Source organism: Streptomyces sp. 71268 (genome assembly GCF_029392895.1).
Taxonomy (GTDB): Bacteria; Actinomycetota; Actinomycetes; order Streptomycetales; family Streptomycetaceae; genus Streptomyces.
The window spans coordinates 3463641-3480754 of the sequence record NZ_CP114200.1; the positions used below are offsets into that span (position 1 = coordinate 3463641).

Below are 17114 nucleotides of genomic sequence, written 5' to 3' on the forward strand. Positions count from 1 at the left end.
CGTTCGGCTGCGCGGCGACCACGCGGCGGCCCCGCGTCCAGCTCGCAAACCCCTGTGCCGCTCGCCCTGGCGGTCTGCGACGATGCAGACATGACCGCTGCTACTCCGCAAGAGACCGCCCCCACCGACCGCCGGGTATCGACCCGGGTCGGTTCGATCTCCGAGTCCGCCACCCTCGCCGTCGACGCCAAGGCCAAGGCCCTTAAGGCCGCCGGGCGTCCGGTGATCGGATTCGGCGCGGGCGAGCCGGACTTCCCGACGCCCGACTACATCGTCGAGGCCGCGGTGGAGGCCTGCCGCGACCCGAAGAACCACCGCTACACGCCGGCCGGTGGGCTGCCCGAGCTGAAGGCCGCCATCGCCGCCAAGACGCTGCGCGACTCGGGCTACGAGGTCGAGGCGTCCCAGGTGCTGATCACCAACGGTGGCAAGCAGGCGATCTACGAGGCGTTCGCCGCCATCCTCGACCCGGGCGACGAGGTCATCGTCCCCGCTCCGTACTGGACCACCTACCCCGAGTCGATCCGGCTCGCGGGCGGCGTGCCGGTGCCGGTGGTCGCGGACGAGACGACGGGGTACCGGGTCTCCGTCGAGCAGCTCGAGGCCGCGCGCACCGACCGGACCAAGGTCGTGCTCTTCGTCTCCCCCTCGAACCCGACCGGCGCCGTGTACTCGCGTGAGCAGGTCGAGGCCGTGGGCCGCTGGGCCGTCGAGCACGGCCTGTGGGTGCTGACCGACGAGATCTACGAGCACCTGGTCTACGGGGACGCCGAGTTCCACTCGCTGCCGGTGGTCGTGCCCGAGCTGCGCGACAAGTGCGTCGTGGTCAACGGCGTGGCCAAGACGTACGCGATGACCGGTTGGCGGGTGGGCTGGGTCATCGGTCCCAAGGACGTCGTCAAGGCCGCGACCAACCTCCAGTCGCACGCCACCTCCAACGTGTCCAACGTGGCGCAGCGGGCGGCCCTCGCGGCGGTCTCCGGCGAGCTGGACGCGGTGGCGGCGATGCGTGAGGCGTTCGACCGGCGGCGCAAGACGATCGTGCGGATGCTGAACGAGATCGAGGGCGTCGAGTGCCCCGTCCCCGAGGGCGCGTTCTACGCGTACCCGTCGGTGAAGGGCCTGCTCGGCAAGGAGATCCGCGGCAAGCGGCCCGCCACGTCGGTGGAGCTGGCCGAGTTGATCCTGGAGGAGGTCGAGGTGGCGGTCGTGCCGGGTGAGGCGTTCGGCACCCCGGGCTACCTGCGGCTGTCCTACGCGCTGGGCGACGAGGACCTGGCCGAGGGCGTGGGCCGGATGCAGAAGCTGCTGGCGGAGGCCCGCTGACGGTGTGTTCGGCCGCGCCGCGGCCGATGCGGGAGGACGGGCGTCCGGCGCGGGCCGGGCGCCCGTCCGCGTGTGCGGGGCCGAGCCGATCGGGGAATCCGGCTTCCGGGCGCGTCGGGCATACGGCAAGATCTGGGGATGTTGCACTTCCCCGCCTCCGCCTCTCCCGGTGGGCGTGCCACCGACGCGCCCACCGGACGAAACCTGCGGCTGCTGCCCAAGGCCCACCTGCATCTGCACTTCACCGGCTCGATGCGTTCGGACACGCTCATCGAACTGGCCGACAAGTACGGCGTTCACCTACCGGAGGCGCTCAGCAGCGGCGAGCCGCCCAAGCTGCGCGCGACCGACGAGCGAGGCTGGTTCCGCTTCCAGCGCCTGTACGACATCGCGCGCTCGTGCCTGCGGGAGCCGGAGGACATCCAGCGGTTGGTGCGCGAGGCGGCCGAGGAGGACGTGCGGGACGGCTCCCGCTGGCTGGAGATCCAGGTCGATCCGACCTCGTACGCCCCGCGGCTCGGCGGGCTGATCCCGGCGCTGGAGATCATCTTGGACGCGGTGGACCGCGCCGCGCGCGACACGGGTCTGGGGATGCGGGTGCTGGTGGCCGCCAACCGCATGAAGCACCCGCTGGACGCGCGCACCCTGGCCCGGCTCGCGGTGCGCTACGCCGACCGCGGCATCGTGGGCTTCGGGCTCTCCAACGACGAACGGCGCGGTTTCGCCCGCGACTTCGACCGGGCGTTCGCCATCGCCCGCGAGGGCGGCCTGCTGGCAGCGCCGCACGGCGGCGAGTTGGCCGGGCCCAGCAGCGTCCGCGACTGCCTGGACGACCTGCGCGCGGCCCGGGTGGGGCACGGCGTACGGGCGGCCGAGGACCCGCGGTTGCTGCGCCGGCTGGCCGACCGGCAGGTCACCTGTGAGGTGTGCCCGGCGTCGAACGTGGCGCTCGGCGTCTACGACAAGGCGGAGGACGTGCCGTTGCGGGCGTTGTTCGAGGCCGGGGTACCGATGGCGCTAGGCGCGGACGACCCGCTGCTGTTCGGGTCCCGGCTCGCCGCCCAGTACGAGCTGGCCCGCACGCACCACGGGTTCACCGACGCGGAGCTGGCAGAGCTGGCCCGGCAGTCGGTCCGTGGCTCGGCCGCGCCGACGCCGGTGCGCGACGGGTTGATCGCGGAGATCGACGCCTGGCTGGCGGCGGCGTAGCGGGGCGCGCGGAGCGCGCGAGGTGCGCGGCCGGGTGGCGGATCGCCCCCGGGGCGCGCGCCGTCAGCCGATGCCGCGCAGCACCGTACGGGCGAGGTCGGCGGCGAACTCCGCGAGCGGGGGTTCGCTCTCGTCCGTGCTGAGCAGGAACGCGCGCTGGCAGCAGGCGCCGAGCAGGAGCGCGGCGGCGCTGTCGCAGTCGGCGTCGGGGCGCAGGCGGCCGGCCGCGCGCTCGGCGCGCAGGTAGCGGGCGAGGGCGTCCAGCGGCCGGCGCGGGCCCGCGTTGATCTCGCGCAGCCCCTCGTTGTGCCGCTTGAGCAGGGTGGGCTCGGCGTACAGGGCCGCGATGATCGGAACGCTTGAGGCGTAGAACTCGGCGGCCCTGCGGGCGATTTCGGTCAAATTATCGGTGATGTCGCGCTCGCCCGGGCGCTCGGTCAGCTCGGCGAGCAGCGGGCCGAGCTTGGGCAGCCGCTCCTCCAGGACGCGTACGAAGATGTCCTCCTTGTTGCGGAAGTGCTTGTAGAGGGCCGCCTCCGAGCAGCCCGCCGCGCGGGCGATCTCCTTGGTAGTGGCGCGGGCCAGGCCGATGGTGCGCAGCAGCCGTTCGGCGGCGTCGAGGATCCGGGCCCGGGTGGGGGTCATGCGGGGCTCCCTGGTGGCGTGGCGACGTCGCGCGCGCCGCGTCGGCTTCGGCTTGGTTCTCCGGCGCGACTTGACGCAGCCGTGAGTGGTTACTCACCCTAGAGGTGAGTGAACACTTACCCACCTCTGAGGGGGAGCCATGCGACTCACGGTGTTCGGCGCGACCGGTGGCACCGGCCGCCTCCTGGTACGACAGGCCCTGGACGCGGGCCACCAGGTCACGGCCGTGGTCAGGGACCCGGCCCGGCTCGCGGTGACCCACCCGGAGCTGACCGTCGTCACGGCCCCCGACCTCACGGACGAGCAGGCGCTCGTGCCCGCCGTCGCGGGGCGGGACGCGGTGCTCTCGGCCGTCGGCGCGCCCACCAACAAGCAGGCGGGCATCGCGTCGGCGGCGACCCGTGGCATCGTGCGGGCCATGGCGGCCGGTGACGTACGCCGGCTGGTCGCGATCAGCGCGGCCCCGGTCGGCGAGGTCCCCCAGGGCGAGGCGCTGCTGGGCCGGGCGGTGGTGTGGCCGCTGGTCAGGGCGGCGTTCCGGAAGATCTACGCGGACCTGGCGGTCATGGAGCGGGTCGTCGCCGCCTCGGACACGGACTGGACGCTTGTGCGCCCGCCCCGGCTGGTCGACCGGCCGCTGACCGGCACGTACCGCACGGCGCTGGGTGCCGGCGTCCGCGACGGCCGCTCCCTCGCCCGCGCCGACCTGGCCCACGCGATGCTGGCGCTGCTCGACGACCCACGGGCCGTGCGGCAGTACGTGGGCGTGGCCTACTAGCCGCGCTCCCCCAGCGCCTGGGCGCCACGGGCAGAGCGCCGGCCCGCCCGGTCGGCTACAGCTCGACGCCGACCATGACCGGCTCGTTGACCAGCGTGACCCCGAAGGCGGCGCGGACGCCGGCGACCACCTCGCGGGCCAGCGCGAGCAGGTCCTCGGTGGTGGCCGCGCCCCGGTTGGTCAGCGCCAGCGTGTGCTTGGTGGAGATGCGGGCCGCGCCCTGCCCGTACCCCTTGGTGAAGCCGGCCTTGTCGATCAGCCAGGCCGCGGACGTCTTGGTGCGCCCGTCGCCGGCGGGGTAGGCCGGCGGGAGCACGTCCGGGCCGAGCCGCTCGGCGACCCGGGTCAGGAACGCGGCGTGCTCGGCCTCGTCGAGGATCGGGTTGGTGAAGAAGGAGCCCGCCGACCAGGTGTCGTGGTCCTCGGGGTCGAGCACCATGCCCTTGCCCGCCCGCAGTCGCAGCACGGTCTCGCGGGCGGCGCCCACCGGCACCCGGTCGCCCGGCTCCACCCCGAGCGCCCGCGCCGTCTCGGCGTACCTCAGCGGCGCCGAGAGGCCGCCCGCGTCCTCCAGCGCGAACCGCACCCGCAGCACCACGTGCCGGTCCGGGTGCTGCTTGAAGCGGCTGTGCCGGTAGGAGAAGCCGCACTCCGCGCGCGGGATCGTGACCACCTCGTCGGCCTGTCGGTCGTACGCCACGACCTCGGTGATGACCGAGGAGACCTCCTGCCCGTACGCCCCCACGTTCTGGATCGGGGTGGCGCCGGCGGAGCCCGGGATGCCCGCCAGGCACTCGATCCCCGCGTACCCGGCCTCGACCGTGCGGGCCACGGCGGCCGACCAGTTCTCGCCCGCCGCCAACTCCAGGTGGGCGCCGCCGCCTGACTCGGGGCCCGCCGGTTCGAGGGTGAGGCCGGTGGTGGCGATGCGCAGCGCGGTGCCGTCGAAGCCCTTGTCGGAGATGACCAGGTTGCTGCCGCCGCCGACGAGCAGCAGCGGCGTGCCCGTGGCGTCGGCCTCGCGGACGGCGGCGATCACCTCGGCGTCGGTGGTGGCCGTCACCAGGCGGGTGGCGGGGCCACCGAGCCGGAAGGTGGTCAGCGGGGCGAGGGGGGCGTCATGGAGTTCCTGCACGGGCACAAGCGTACGGAACGCCACGGACACTCGGCGCAGGGCGGGCGGCCCGGCGGCCGGGCCCGCACCGGGTCCGACCGCCCGGCCGCGCGCCGGCGCCGCCCTGGCCGCACGAGCCCCGGCTACACCGGCGCGGAGTGTCGCGCCGGCCCGGGCTCGACCAGCGCGGGCGCCCCGCCCCCCGCGACCGACCCGGCGGGGCGTTGGCGCGGGGCCAGCAGGACCAGGACCGCCGCGAGCGCCAGCGCGCCGCCGCCCACCCACAGCGCGGGGGTGAGGCCGTCGGTGAACTCGCGGGGCGCCCCGTAGCCGCCGCGCGCGCTGAAGACGGAGGCGAGCAGGGCCACGCCGAGCGTGCCGCCGATCTCCCGCAGGGCGTTGCTCGCGCCCGAGGCGATGCCCTGCTCGGCGGGGCTTACGGAGTTCATCACCAGGGCCGAGACCGGCGCGAAGAACAGGGCCATGCCCACGCCGCTGATCGCGAAGGGCGCGACCTGGGCGGCGTACGAGAGGCCGGGCTCGGCGATGGCCGCCTGCCAGCCGATGCCCACCGCCATCAGCGCGAGCCCGGTGGCGACGATCAGCCGGCCGTCGATCCGGTCGGAGAGGGCGCCGGCCAGCGGCGCGACGATCATCGGCATCGCGGTCCACGGCAGCATCCGCACCCCCGCCTCCAGCGGCGAGTAGCCCTGGATGAGCTGGAGGAACTGGGTGAGCAGGAAGATCGAGCCGAACATGCCGAGGTACATCAGCAGCCCCGCCGCGTTGACCGTGCTGAACGCGCGGGAGCGGAAGAGTCGCATCGGCAGCATCGGCGCGTCGGTGTGCAGCTCCCAGCGGACGAAGGCCACCAGCAGGGCCGCGCCGAGGCCGAAGCCGGCCAGTACCGGCGCGCTCGTCCAACCGTCGATGTTGCCCTGGATCAGCGCGAAGGTGATGCCGAGGAGGCCGAGGCTGGCCAGCACGGTGCCGACGACGTCCAGCCGGTCGGCCGGGCCACGGCTCTCGACCAGCCGCAGCCGGGCCAGCGGCAGCAGGGCGACGCCGATGGGCACGTTCAGCCAGAAGATCCACTGCCAGGAGATGTGTTCGACCACCGCGCCGCCGATCGGCGGCCCGGAGGCGACGGCAAGCCCGTTGACGGCGCCCCAGATCCCGTACGCCATGCCGCGCCGCTCCGCCGGCACGGCCGCCGTGAGCAGGGTGAGGCTGAGCGGCATCAGCAGCGCCGCGCCGACCCCCTGCGCGGCCCGCGAGGCGATCAGCAGGCCGATGTCCGAGGAGAGCGCCGCGGCGGCCGACGAGGCGGTGAACAGGGCGACGCCCACGCCGAACACGCGCCGACGCCCGAAGCGGTCACCGAGCGCGGCGCCGAGCATCAGCAGCACGGCGAAGCTGAGCGTGTACGCGTTGACGGTCCATTCGAGTTCCTCGATGCCGCCCCCGAGGTCCTCGCCGATGTCGGGGATGGCGGTGATGACGATGAGGTTGTCCAGCGCCGCCATGAACCCGGCGATGCTGGTGATCACCAGGGTCCAGACGGCGGTGGCTTTGGTCGGTGGCCGATCCGTGAGCATGACGGGCTCCAAGATTAGTTATTACTTACTAAGTTTCTCGGTTATGAGGGAACGCGGAACCCCGAGGGGCCGCGCGGCTGGTCATCGCGCTGTCGGTTGTGGTCGCGGACTGTGCGGTCGCGGGGCGCTGGTCGTTGGTCGTCCGGTTGTCGGGCCACGCCCGCTGTACGTCTGGCCGCCGGCTACCGGACGCCGACGGGCGCCGGCCGTGGGTCGCCCAGCTCACGGCCCACCCGGCGCGGGGTCACGGCGACCCCGTTCCCGCGGCACCGCTCGGCGGGCCATCCGCCGCTCCACGGGCCACGGCCTGCGTCGCGGCGGCCTTGCTGTACTCGTCGAAGGCCGCCCAGCACTGGTTGTCCCCCGGGACGCCCAGCGCCACGAGCACGTTGATGAGCATCCCGCGGGAGAAGAACTCGTCCAGCTCCTCGCTCGACGCCCCGCTCAGCTCGCGAACGGTCTCCCACATGCCCGTCCAGCCCTCCCGCACGTACGCCACGACGTCCTCGTCGTCCGAGCCGCCGGCGGTGACGTAGAGCTGCAACTGCATCAGCAGCAGCTCGCGGTCGACGATCAGCTCGGAGTACGCCTTGCCCATCGCCTCCAGCGCCTCCTCGCCGTACAGCCCGTCGGCGACGCGTACGAAGGTCTCGGTCGTCCGCGTGAAGCACAGTTCGGCGGCGGCCTTGAACAGGGCCCGCTTGTTGGGGAAGAGCCGGAACAGGTACGGCTGGGAGACCCCGACGCGCCGCGCGATGGCCTCGGTCGAGGTGCCGTAGTACCCACCCTTGGCGAACTCCGACATCGCCACCCGGACCGCGACCCTGCGCCGCTCGTCCGCGCTCATACGGGGTGTGGAGTGCGCCATACCGATAAGTTATTACTCAATAACTTCCGCCGTCAAGCGACTGCGGCCGCCGCGACGCGGCGCCCGCGTGCTCCGCCGCGCACCCCCGGGGAGACCGACTCCGGCCCCTGCCCCCCGCCTCCACGCCCCCGGCCCACCGGCCGGGCCGAACGACGCGCGGGGCCGCCGCGCCCCTGACCAGGGTGGACGGCGGCCCGGCGGCGATCAGGCGAGGCGCACGACGGCGCGGGAGCGCCCCAGGACCTTCTGGTCGTTGCTGACCGCCGTGAGGTCGACGCGCACCGTGCGCGCCTCGTCGTCGAGCTTGGCGCCGATCTTGGCGCTGACCTCGATGAGCGCGCCCTTGTCGTCGTTCGGCACGACGACGGGCTTGGTGAACCGCACCCCGTACTCCGCGACGGCGGCCGGATCCCCGACCCAGTCGGTCACCACGCGGATCGCGGAGGCCATGGTGAACATGCCGTGCGCGATCACGTCGGGCAGCCCGACCTCCTTGGCGAACTTCTCGTTCCAGTGGATCGGATTGAAGTCGCCGGACGCCCCCGCGTAGCGCACGAGGGTCTCACGCGTCACCGGAAAGGACTGGCCAGGCAGTTCGGTACCGACCTCGACCTCGTCGTACGAAATCTTCGCTGTCATCTGTCTCACTTCCCGTCAGCGCCACGGGCCACGAGCATCGTGCGCGCGGTCACCACGAGTTCGCCGCTCTTATCGTGCACGTCGCCGCGCACGACGAGGATGTCGTTACCCGCCATGGTTCTGACCGACTCAATGGTGGAAGTGACCGACAGGCAGTCGCCCGCCCGCACCGGACGGACGTAGCTGAACGCCTGGTCGCCGTGGACGACCCGGTTGTAGTCGAGCCCGAGTTGCGGATCGTGAATGACCTGATGCGCCGCGCGATAGGAGATGGAGAACACAAAAGTCGGCGGGGCGATCACGTCGGGATGTCCGAGCGCCCGCGCGGCCTCGGGGTCGGTGTAGACGCCGTTGGTCTCCCCGATCGCCTCGGCGAACTCCCGGATCTTCTCGCGACCCACCTCGTACGGCTCGGTGGGCGGATAGGCCCGTCCGACGTAGCTCTCATCGAGCGGCATCGCTCGCACCTCCTGCGACTGTCGTGATCTTTACGTAGAACGCCACGAGGCCGCCCCCAGGCTGGGAGCGGCCTCGTGAACGAGCCTGAATTATCGCGTCTCGCGGTGCGCGGTGTGCGAGTTGCAACGAGGGCAGTGCTTCTTCATCTCAAGACGGTCCGGGTTGTTACGCCGGTTCTTCTTGGTGATGTAGTTCCGCTCCTTGCACTCCACGCAGGCCAGCGTGATCTTCGGGCGGACGTCGGTGGCAGCCACGTGAGTGCTCCTTGAACGTGGGGCCGCCCCAGGGGATCAGCCCGAGGGGACGGATGGATGAACGCAGAAAAGAGTAGCCGATCGAAGGACCGACCCCACAATCGGCTACTGTCAGTAGCGGTGACCGGACTTGAACCGGTGACACAGCGATTATGAGCCGCTTGCTCTACCGACTGAGCTACACCGCTGTGATGCGAGTGGCACCTACCCGATTATCTCGGGTAGGCAACCTCACACATCAGAGCCCCAATACGGAATCGAACCGTAGACCTTCTCCTTACCATGGAGACGCTCTGCCGACTGAGCTATTGGGGCGAGCGATGAAGACATTACACGCTCTGCGGCCGATCGTGAAATCCGTATCCACCCGCCTTGTGGCGGCTGGCGGACGCCCCCGGCACCACACCGGTACGACTATTCGGCTCCTCCTCGAAGCGGTCCCGGCCGCGCCCTAGGCTCGGAGCGCACCGAGTGATCTTGGCGCAGCGCGCCCCCGCGCGCCCGCGCACGCCCCGTCGCCCGCGCTGGCTCCCGCCCGGAACCAGCACCCGCCCCCGGCCCGCTCCGTGGCCGTCCAGCCGCCGGACGCCGCAGGTCACGGCCCCTCCCCCAGCCCGCACTTCTCGCCACTCACAGGAGCGCGATGCCCGACAGCCAGCCGCAGCAGCCCCCGAGAAACGACGGCGCGGCATCCGACGCGACCGCGCTGCTGCTCAGCGGCGCCCGGCTCGCGGACGGGCGCACCGTCGACGTACGGCTCAGCGGCGGTCGCGTCGACGCGGTGGGCACCGCGGGCAGCCTCGCCCCCGGAGCCCGCGTCGACCTCAGCGGCTACCTCCTGCTGCCCGCCCCCGCCGAACCGCACGCCCACTGTGACCTCGCCCTCACCGCCGACGCGGACGGTCCCACCGCGTACGCACCCGACGACGTCCAGCGCCGCACCACCGAGGCCGCGCTGCTGCAACTCGGCCACGGCGCGACCGCGCTGCGCACCCACGTGCGCGTCGGGGACGTGCCGGGGCTCGGCGCCCTGGAGGCGGTGCTGCTCGCCCGCAGGGCGCTGAGCGGGCTCATCGACGTCTCGGCGGTGGCCATGCCGCGCACGCTGACCGGCATCGCCGGCGCCGAGGGGCTCGCGATGCTGCGGGACGCGGTCAAGATGGGCGCCGGTGTCATCGGCGGCTGCCCCGACCTCGACCCCGACCCGACCGGCCACGTGGAGGCCGTCCTTGCGTTGGCCGCCGAGCACGGCTGCGCCGTCGACCTGCACCTGGACGGGGACGATCCGGCCCTGCTCGCCCGCTTCGCGGCGATGGCCGGCGGGCTGCGTCCGGGCGTCACGCTCGGCCCGTGCGGCGGCCTCGCCCGGCTGCCGCGCCAGCTCGCCACGCGGGCGGCCGACCAGCTCGCCGCGGCCGGGATCACGGTGTGCGCGCTGCCACAGGCCGAGTGCGGCGCGCTGGAGGAACGGCGCTCGCCGGTCTCGCCGTGCGCCCCGGTGCGGCTGTTGCGCGCCGCCGGCGTACGCGTCGCCGCGGGCAGCGGCGCCCTGCGCGACACGGCCAACCCGGTGGGGCGCGGCGACCCGCTGGAGGCCGGCTTCCTGCTCGCCTCGCGCGAGGGGCTGACCCCGGACGAGGCGTACGAGGCGATCAGCGGCCGGGCCAGGGAGGCCATGGGGCTGCCGGAGGTGCGGGTGGAGGCGGGGTTCCCCGCGGAGCTGCTGGCCGTGCGCGGCGAGAGCGTGGCCGGCGCCCTCTCGCTCGCGTACAGCCGCCTCGTGGTGCACCGGGGCCGGGTGGTGGCGCGGACCAGCGCGGTGCGCGAGTACTGCGACTCGGCCGCCGTGGTCGCGCTCGACCTGCCCCGCCAGGCGCGTACGACACAGGGCGACGGCCGCCAACCGCCCCGGAGCTAGCCGCCGCGCGGCGCGCCCCGAGGCTACGCCGGCGCGAGACGCGTCTCCCGAAACGCCGGCAGGGGCGCCCGCGCGTGGCGGGCGCCCCTGCCGGGCGGGTTGAGCTAACGGTTACTCCAGGCCCGCGAAGCTCTCGTCCAGGGAGCCGTCGCCGCCGAACGGGTCGTCGGTGGCGCCGGCCGCGTCCTCCTGGTCCAGGCCGCCGGTGAAGAGGGACCCGAGGCCCATCATGAGCTGCTTGACGTCCACCTTGACGGCGTCGGTCGGGGCGCTGGCCTCGACGGGCTCGTCGAACGACAGGTTCATCGGCAGCTTTCCGTCACCCTGACCGGCCAGCTTCTTCTTGAGCTTGGTGTCAAATTCGGTCAGGTCCACGGTGGCGCCGCTGAGTTCGCTGCCCTTGACCGCGAAATCGACCGTGACCTTGTTGTTGGGAACGTCCTTCAGGTCCTTCTCGGTCGGCAGTTCCTTCTCGCCGCCGGGCAGCTCCTTCGCGATCGGCCGCAGCCCGTTCACGATGGCCGTCATCAGCGGCCGTACCGGCACCGTGGCCAACACGTGGTCGGCGCCGTCCTTACGGCCGGCCTCCTTGGTGGTGACCTGGCCCGCGAAGGCGTTCCGAATGGAATTCAGCAGCTTCTTGCTGGTTTCCGCGCTCAGGGTGGGGTCGTCGGTGGGCGCGTCGGCCCCGCCCTCGGACTTCGCCATGTCCGTCATGTCGCGCCGGAGGTTCTCGAGGTCGGCTGCCTCGATTTTGATCCACTTCCCGGTGAGAAGCGCCTCACCGGCCTCGAAGCCCTTGGGGAGCTGGCCCTTCAGCTCGTCCGCCGAGGGCATGGACTCGCCGCTGAGCTTGGCGAACTGCTGCAGGTCCAGCCGGTAGTACGCGGTCTTGTCCACCAACCGGTACTCGGCCACGTCTCCGCCGGGGCCCGATATCTTGAGCTGGCTGCTCGTCATGTCCTTCTCCCCGGACTCCTCCAGGGGCTTGTCGGACTTCGCGGAGAACGTCACCTTCATCTTGGACAGGAATTCGGCCACCTCGGGCGGCATCGGGTCGTCCGCATCCTCGGCGAACAGCCGCATCTTCTCGGGCGTGGCGTCGAAGGACATCTGCACGGAGATCGCGTCCCGCTCACCGAGATTGTCGGTGGCACGCGAAAGGCGCTGCCCTGCGGAAAGGTTTTCCTCGCTACCGCAGGCAGTGGAACCGGCTGCGAGGGCGACCGTGCAGCCGACAGCGACCAGGGACTTACGGATGGCGGTAATGGCAAGCTCCTCTTGCGTGGCGGCACGAGCGAGGCTGCCCCTCCCCCGCGCTCCCCTTGGTGACCACGGCTGTTTTCGCGTGGATCATGACGTGCCCCGGGCCGGCGAGCCGGTGCGTCCCCGCACCGCCGCGCCCTCACCGCGAGGCCACTGACGCACAGATGGTACGTACCCGGCGGGCCGTTGACCCCCGGATAACGGTCACCGTGCGCGATGCTCACCCCCTGACTTCGGCTCGGGCCGGTGCCGTACGCACCGTGCCGCATGCCGTGCCGGAGTGCCGCGTCCGCCCAACTCTGCGTCCGTGCCCCGCGACCGGCGTGCCACGGCGAACGGACACATCCACGACAACCGGTCAGGGACGGATAAGAGACGCGTGAGTGGCGCCGATGGTTGCACGCCGCTCCCGCGTACGGTCGAGGGCATGCGCATTGTCATCGCTGGTGGACATGGTCAGATCGCGCTCCGGCTTGAGCGGCTGCTCGCCGGGCGCGGGGATGAGGTCGCGGGGATCATCCGCAGGCCGGAGCAGGCGGGTGACCTGCTGGCGGCGGGCGCGGAGCCCGTCGTGTGCGACCTGGAGCACGCCTCGCTCCCCGAGGTGGCCCAGCACCTGGAGGACGCGGACGCGGCGGTCTTCGCTGCCGGAGCCGGTCCTGGCAGCGGCGTGGACCGCAAGCAGACGGTGGACCACGCGGCCGCGGTCCTGTTCGCGGACGCGGCCGAGCGCGCCGGCGTACGCCGCTTCATCGTGGTCTCCGCGATGGGCGCCGACCGGGAGCCGAGCGCGGACACCGACCCGGTCTTCGCGGCGTACCTGCGCGCCAAGGGCGCGGCCGACGCCGACGTCCGCGCCCGCTCCGCGCTCGACTGGACCATCCTGCGCCCCGGCCGCCTCACCGACGACCCCGGCACCGACCTGGTCACCCTCGCCGAGTCCACGGGCCGGGCGGAGGTCACCCGGCAGGACGTGGCCGCGGTCCTGGCCGCCCTCCTCGACGAGCCGGCCACCGCGGGCCGGACCCTGGAACTCATCGGCGGCACCACCCCGATCGCGGAGGCCGTGCGGGCGGCGGCCGCACGCTGACCGAGTGGCCGGGCCGGGGCCCGCACGCCGGCCCGGCCTGACCACAGCCCGGTCCGGCCCCGGCCCGGTCCGGCCCCGGCCCAGTCCGCTCCTGGTCCGGTCCGCTCCTGGTCCGGCGCTCGTCCGGTCCCGTGGAAGGTTTCCAAGGCGTTATCGGACACGCCCCACACGGTGCGCCGCCCGTCGCGAGCCGTCCGGGTCGGCGTCGCCCAGGCAGCCTGGTGGTGCCCGCGGTGGCGCCCGGGCCGCTGGTACGTGCGAGTCCACGCGGTGTCGCTGGGCCAGATGGGACGCCTTGGGCGCACGGGGCGGGCCGGGGTGGCCCGCGATACGGGCGTGACGCCTGAGCCGAACGCGACCTGGCACAGCCCGCGAAGTCGGCCCCCCTTCGCGTCCCGACCCCGGCCACCACCGCGCCGGCGACGACGGGCGTGGCGCGCTCGCGGCCTTGCCACCGTTGGCAAGCGGTCCGAGCCCGCGCCGCCGCCCTGCGGCGATCCGCGACGGCTCCGCCCCTGATGGGACGGCGGGCCCGTCGCCAGCCCCGCCCGTAGCGGCTCACATGGCGTTCTTTTTCGACACAAGAAGAATCGATACGTCATGCGAAGCGCCCATTTACGCACCTTTGGCGCGTTTATCTCCCACATGGACCGTATCCAGTTGGTAGCGTAATAAAGGCCCACCAGGGCCGCCCCCGCGCATATCGAAACGGCAATTCGAATGGGAGGGGAGATGCACGCTGAACGCCCACTCGGAATATCCATAGCCTTGGCGGCCATCCTTGGCGGCACGGTGACGCTCGCCCCGCCGGCGAGCGCGACACCGGCGGGCTGCGGAGACCTCTCCAGGGGATCGCTCTGCATCAAGGGCGGAAAGGTCGGGAAAACCGGCACCTTCACCTGGAGAGTCAGGTACGTGCGCCACCAGGGCGGCGAGATCAAGGTCAAGCTCGGATCCCAACGCAAGAACTCCGACATCACGGCCTGGGAACTGTGGTTCGGCAGCAAGAAAACGAGGAACGGCGTCGCCGAATTACGCAAGAAACACGAGATCAACAAGGACGAGTGCATTCGCGGCGTCATGGAGTACAAGAACAAGGTGTACGTCACCAAGTGGCGTTGCCCCTGAGCCGTTCAACGGGCTGGGCACCTCCGAAACAAGGAGCCCAGCCTCGTCGCCCACCACACCAGGGCCCTAAACCGACGAGGAAGTGCGCATGTGGCAGGTCGTGCTGTACGTGAGCCCGGCGACCATCGCCCTTTTCCTCACGGCGACCGTGGGACTGTGCCTCGCCGGCGCCTGGTGGCTCACCCGCGACGACGACCGGGCTTCCCGCGCGGCGCGCGCCCTCCTGCTTCTGTGGGCCGGCATCACCCTGGTGGCCACGGTGGCCCCCACGCAGCCGCTGGGCACCAGCGGCCATGCGATCGCCTGGATTCCCGGTGAGGGCATGTGGCAGCCCAGCGGCCACAGCGGCGCCGGCCTCTTCGCCGAAGAGCGCGACATGATCGTGCGCCTCCAGATCGCCAACGCCGCCATGTTCACACCCCTGGCGGCGCTTCTGCTGTTTTCCTTTCCCTCACTCGGCGCTCTTTCGGCGATCGCTTCCTGCCTTTTCGCCAGCGCCGCCATCGAAGCCACACAATTCCTCATGGCCGCGGGCCGCACCGTCGACATAGACGACCTCCTCTTCAACACCCTCGGCGGCGCCATCGGCACGCTCATCGTCCGCTTCTCCCGCTTCGCGGTGCGGATTCACGCTCCGGCGGGACGACATCGGGCTTGATGGGGGGCTCTCGCGTAGGGAGACATCGGTCAGCACACGCATTTCGCAACCTGCCTGTTCGCGCACAGCACCGAACCTGCTGACTCCGAGCACGCCATCGCGCTGCCTTTGGCGACACGGCGGACAAGCAGCAGCCCCACTGCGATAACGCGCCCCGCTCAATGGTCGCTCAACGGTCACGACCTTGCCGAAATGCTCCGTCCGCAGCAGCGAGGACAAGAGAAGCAGTTCGCCAGGAGGGAACCACAGACACCGTCACCACCACCGCGCGACCGAAGTGAGGCGTAACAGGGTGCCGCGTACCGGCGCGGCGGTTATCCGTTCTCCGCCCACGCCCGGCGCCGGGCGAACGGGGACACCGGCTACCCAAGCACCCAAGCACCCAAGCACCCGACAGGGAACACGCACATGTCCGCCCCCGCCCGGGATCAACACAGGCTCACCATCGCCGCCGCGTCCAGATCCGTCCATAACCGCCGGTCGAGAACGCGTCGGCAGCAGAGGCAGGGAGGCGCCCCGCCCACTCACCATCCCAACAAAAACGGCCCCCGATCCGCGTTTCCGCAGATCAGGGGCCGTGTCCCAAAGCGTGGCGGCGCCAGGATTCGAACCTGGGTAGGCTAAGCCGACGGATTTACAGTCCGCTCCCATTGGCCACTCGGGCACACCGCCTGGGATGTAGCCAAGAATTCCGCCCTTTGCTGAGATTGCTTGGGGCTCCCTGGCAACGACATAAACCATACCCGATGCCAGGGGGTGGTCCGCCACCGGGTTGATCGCCGCTGGAGCGTGGCCGAGGTAGCTAGGCTGGCAGCGCGGTCCGCTGGGCCGCTTCCCTGACGGATCTACGTACGAGGAGCCAACTCAACATGGCCGACTCCAGTTTCGACATCGTCTCGAAGGTCGAGCGGCAGGAGGTCGACAACGCGCTCAACCAGGCCGCCAAGGAGATCGCGCAGCGCTATGACTTCAAGGGCGTCGACGCGTCGATCGCCTGGTCGGGCGAGAAGATCGAGATGCGGGCCAACGCCGAGGAGCGGGTGAAGGCCGTTCTCGACATCTTCGAGACGAAGCTGGTCAAGCGTGGGATCTCGCTGAAGGCGCTGGACGCGGGTGAGCCGCAGGCGTCCGGCAAGGAGTACAAGATCTTCGCCTCGCTGCAGGAGGGGATCTCGCAGGACAACGCCAAGAAGGTCGCCAAGATCATCCGCGACGAGGGCCCGAAGGGCGTCAAGGCGCAGGTCCAAGGCGACGAGCTGCGGGTCTCTTCCAAGAGCCGCGACGACCTGCAGGCCGTGCAGGCGCTCCTCAAGGGCAAGGACCTCGACTTCGCGCTGCAGTTCGTGAACTACCGGTAACCAGCGTTTCTTCGTCGCCGGGCTGCCGCCGGTCGGACTTCGACCCGCGACAGCCCGGCGCCTCCGGCACGGGCGGCATGAGCCCCTGCGGTGTGCGTTCGGCGCGCGGGTCCGCTCGGTGCGCTCACTCCATGGGTGAGCGCCGACCACACCCCGCGCCCGCCGGCTGCCCCCGGCTCCCGGCTCCCGGCTCCCGGCTCCCGGCTCCCGAGCGATACGGCCGGCCCGGGCCTGAGACGAAGCCCGAGACCGCCTCAGCGCCCACGCCTACCTCTGGGACCGCGTCAGCGCCCGCGCCCGCGCCCCAGCAGGGTGTCGCGGCGCCCGGCGCGTAGCCGCACGCCCGGCGCGTAGCCGCGTGCCGAACCGGTACCCGTCAGAGGAGGTCGGCCCGGAAGCGGTCGGGGCCGCTCAGCGGGCGGCGAAGGGCTGGTTCGTCGGGACGATGTCCCGGCCCAGGGGGGTCAGTGAGACCGGGATCAGCTTGAAGTTGGCCACGCCCAGCGGGATGCCGATGATCGTCACGCAGAGCAGGAGGCCCGTCACGATGTGGCTGAGCGCCAGCCACCAGCCGGCGAGGAGCAGCCAGAGGACGTTGCCGACGCATGACGGGGCGCCGGCGTCGCGTCGCTCGACGGCGGTGTAGCCGAAGGGCCACAGCGCGAAGCGCGCGATGCGGAAGGAGGCGATGCCGAAGGGGATGCCGATGATCGTGATGCACAGGATCAGGCCCGCCAGGACGTACGCGCAGGCCAGCCAGAAGCCGGACAGGACCAGCCAGATGACGTTCAGGATCGTCTTCATCG

At 71.8% G+C, this 17114-nt stretch carries 17 protein-coding genes and 3 tRNA genes; 8 read left to right on the forward strand and 12 right to left on the reverse strand.

What is annotated here, in order from left to right:
- The first annotated feature begins 90 nt into the window (after nt 1-90).
- Nucleotides 91-1326, forward strand: a complete 1236-nt coding sequence (locus OYE22_RS13075; protein ID WP_277320573.1) for a pyridoxal phosphate-dependent aminotransferase — start codon at nt 91-93, stop codon at nt 1324-1326.
- Nucleotides 1327-1464: 138 nt separating this feature from the next.
- On the forward strand, nt 1465-2535 hold the full coding sequence (locus tag OYE22_RS13080; RefSeq protein WP_277320574.1) for an adenosine deaminase: 1071 nt from the start codon (nt 1465-1467) through the stop codon (nt 2533-2535).
- A gap of 63 nt (nt 2536-2598) precedes the next feature.
- Here the strand turns inward: OYE22_RS13080 and OYE22_RS13085 are convergent, their stop codons facing one another.
- Nucleotides 2599-3180: a TetR/AcrR family transcriptional regulator gene (locus tag OYE22_RS13085; RefSeq protein WP_277320575.1), complete on the reverse strand. Its 582-nt coding sequence runs from the start codon at nt 3178-3180 to the stop codon at nt 2599-2601.
- A 139-nt stretch (nt 3181-3319) separates the two neighbouring features.
- Here OYE22_RS13085 and OYE22_RS13090 point away from each other — a divergent pair, with 139 nt between their 5' ends.
- Nucleotides 3320-3958 carry an NAD(P)H-binding protein gene (locus tag OYE22_RS13090; protein ID WP_277320576.1) on the forward strand — a complete coding sequence of 213 codons (639 nt, stop codon included), beginning with the start codon at nt 3320-3322 and terminating at the stop codon, nt 3956-3958.
- Between the two features lie 55 nt (nt 3959-4013).
- Here the strand turns inward: OYE22_RS13090 and OYE22_RS13095 are convergent, their stop codons facing one another.
- The 8 genes from OYE22_RS13095 to OYE22_RS13130 form a co-directional block, all read right to left on the reverse strand.
- On the reverse strand, nt 4014-5093 hold the full coding sequence (locus OYE22_RS13095; protein ID WP_277320577.1) for a UDP-N-acetylmuramate dehydrogenase: 1080 nt from the start codon (nt 5091-5093) through the stop codon (nt 4014-4016).
- 122 nt (nt 5094-5215) lie between these two features.
- The gene (locus tag OYE22_RS13100) at nt 5216-6670 is read right to left on the reverse strand and encodes a DHA2 family efflux MFS transporter permease subunit (RefSeq protein ID WP_277320578.1); all 1455 of its coding nucleotides are present in this window, start codon (nt 6668-6670) and stop codon (nt 5216-5218) included.
- A gap of 244 nt (nt 6671-6914) precedes the next feature.
- Entirely contained in the window at nt 6915-7538 is a 624-nt protein-coding gene (locus OYE22_RS13105) for a TetR/AcrR family transcriptional regulator (protein ID WP_277320579.1), read from the reverse strand.
- A gap of 204 nt (nt 7539-7742) precedes the next feature.
- Nucleotides 7743-8177, reverse strand: a complete 435-nt coding sequence (locus tag OYE22_RS13110; protein ID WP_176163479.1) for a MaoC family dehydratase — start codon at nt 8175-8177, stop codon at nt 7743-7745.
- Between the two features lie 5 nt (nt 8178-8182).
- Nucleotides 8183-8635: a MaoC family dehydratase N-terminal domain-containing protein gene (locus tag OYE22_RS13115; RefSeq protein WP_277320580.1), complete on the reverse strand. Its 453-nt coding sequence runs from the start codon at nt 8633-8635 to the stop codon at nt 8183-8185.
- 90 nt (nt 8636-8725) lie between these two features.
- The gene (rpmG, locus tag OYE22_RS13120) at nt 8726-8890 is read right to left on the reverse strand and encodes a 50S ribosomal protein L33 (protein ID WP_003956487.1); all 165 of its coding nucleotides are present in this window, start codon (nt 8888-8890) and stop codon (nt 8726-8728) included.
- Between the two features lie 115 nt (nt 8891-9005).
- A tRNA-Met gene (locus OYE22_RS13125) sits at nt 9006-9078 on the reverse strand.
- A 54-nt stretch (nt 9079-9132) separates the two neighbouring features.
- A tRNA-Thr gene (locus tag OYE22_RS13130) sits at nt 9133-9205 on the reverse strand.
- 328 nt (nt 9206-9533) lie between these two features.
- On the opposite strand from OYE22_RS13130, the gene OYE22_RS13135 reads away from it, so the two are divergent.
- Nucleotides 9534-10808: an amidohydrolase family protein gene (locus OYE22_RS13135; protein WP_277320581.1), complete on the forward strand. Its 1275-nt coding sequence runs from the start codon at nt 9534-9536 to the stop codon at nt 10806-10808.
- Nucleotides 10809-10919: 111 nt separating this feature from the next.
- Here the strand turns inward: OYE22_RS13135 and OYE22_RS13140 are convergent, their stop codons facing one another.
- On the reverse strand, nt 10920-11921 hold the full coding sequence (locus tag OYE22_RS13140; RefSeq protein WP_277320582.1) for a hypothetical protein: 1002 nt from the start codon (nt 11919-11921) through the stop codon (nt 10920-10922).
- Between the two features lie 580 nt (nt 11922-12501).
- Between OYE22_RS13140 and OYE22_RS13145 the strand changes: the two genes are divergently transcribed.
- From OYE22_RS13145 to OYE22_RS13155, 3 genes are all read left to right on the forward strand, one after another.
- Nucleotides 12502-13164, forward strand: a complete 663-nt coding sequence (locus tag OYE22_RS13145) for an NAD(P)H-binding protein (RefSeq protein WP_277320583.1) — start codon at nt 12502-12504, stop codon at nt 13162-13164.
- A 768-nt stretch (nt 13165-13932) separates the two neighbouring features.
- Nucleotides 13933-14292, forward strand: coding sequence for a hypothetical protein (locus OYE22_RS13150; protein ID WP_277320584.1), 360 nt, complete (start codon nt 13933-13935; stop codon nt 14290-14292).
- A gap of 88 nt (nt 14293-14380) precedes the next feature.
- Nucleotides 14381-14950 (forward strand): VanZ family protein, encoded by a 570-nt coding sequence (locus OYE22_RS13155; RefSeq protein ID WP_277320585.1) that lies wholly within the window; start codon nt 14381-14383, stop codon nt 14948-14950.
- Nucleotides 14951-15540: 590 nt separating this feature from the next.
- Here OYE22_RS13155 and OYE22_RS13160 read toward each other — a convergent pair.
- A tRNA-Tyr gene (locus tag OYE22_RS13160) sits at nt 15541-15622 on the reverse strand.
- 197 nt (nt 15623-15819) lie between these two features.
- Here OYE22_RS13160 and OYE22_RS13165 point away from each other — a divergent pair.
- Nucleotides 15820-16308, forward strand: coding sequence for a YajQ family cyclic di-GMP-binding protein (locus tag OYE22_RS13165; protein WP_176163472.1), 489 nt, complete (start codon nt 15820-15822; stop codon nt 16306-16308).
- Nucleotides 16309-16719: 411 nt separating this feature from the next.
- Here the strand turns inward: OYE22_RS13165 and OYE22_RS13170 are convergent, their stop codons facing one another.
- The gene (locus tag OYE22_RS13170) at nt 16720-17112 is read right to left on the reverse strand and encodes a YccF domain-containing protein (protein WP_277320586.1); all 393 of its coding nucleotides are present in this window, start codon (nt 17110-17112) and stop codon (nt 16720-16722) included.
- Between the last annotated feature and the right edge of the window lie 2 nt (nt 17113-17114).

Excerpts from the sequence above, each read along its gene's own strand:
- OYE22_RS13105 (WP_277320579.1), bottom strand. The coding sequence starts at position 7,538 with ATGGCGCACTCCACACCCCGTATGAGCGCGGACGAGCGGCGCAGGGTC.
- OYE22_RS13155 (WP_277320585.1), top strand. The coding sequence starts at position 14,381 with ATGTGGCAGGTCGTGCTGTACGTGAGCCCGGCGACCATCGCCCTTTTC.
- OYE22_RS13110 (WP_176163479.1), bottom strand. The coding sequence starts at position 8,177 with ATGACAGCGAAGATTTCGTACGACGAGGTCGAGGTCGGTACCGAACTG.
- OYE22_RS13140 (WP_277320582.1), bottom strand. The coding sequence starts at position 11,921 with ATGTCCTTCGACGCCACGCCCGAGAAGATGCGGCTGTTCGCCGAGGAT.
- OYE22_RS13115 (WP_277320580.1), bottom strand. The coding sequence starts at position 8,635 with ATGCCGCTCGATGAGAGCTACGTCGGACGGGCCTATCCGCCCACCGAG.
- OYE22_RS13090 (WP_277320576.1), top strand. The coding sequence starts at position 3,320 with ATGCGACTCACGGTGTTCGGCGCGACCGGTGGCACCGGCCGCCTCCTG.
- OYE22_RS13100 (WP_277320578.1), bottom strand. The coding sequence starts at position 6,670 with ATGCTCACGGATCGGCCACCGACCAAAGCCACCGCCGTCTGGACCCTG.
- OYE22_RS13135 (WP_277320581.1), top strand. The coding sequence starts at position 9,534 with ATGCCCGACAGCCAGCCGCAGCAGCCCCCGAGAAACGACGGCGCGGCA.
- OYE22_RS13075 (WP_277320573.1), top strand. The coding sequence starts at position 91 with ATGACCGCTGCTACTCCGCAAGAGACCGCCCCCACCGACCGCCGGGTA.
- OYE22_RS13085 (WP_277320575.1), bottom strand. The coding sequence starts at position 3,180 with ATGACCCCCACCCGGGCCCGGATCCTCGACGCCGCCGAACGGCTGCTG.
- OYE22_RS13170 (WP_277320586.1), bottom strand. The coding sequence starts at position 17,112 with ATGAAGACGATCCTGAACGTCATCTGGCTGGTCCTGTCCGGCTTCTGG.
- OYE22_RS13080 (WP_277320574.1), top strand. The coding sequence starts at position 1,465 with ATGTTGCACTTCCCCGCCTCCGCCTCTCCCGGTGGGCGTGCCACCGAC.
- OYE22_RS13145 (WP_277320583.1), top strand. The coding sequence starts at position 12,502 with ATGCGCATTGTCATCGCTGGTGGACATGGTCAGATCGCGCTCCGGCTT.
- OYE22_RS13165 (WP_176163472.1), top strand. The coding sequence starts at position 15,820 with ATGGCCGACTCCAGTTTCGACATCGTCTCGAAGGTCGAGCGGCAGGAG.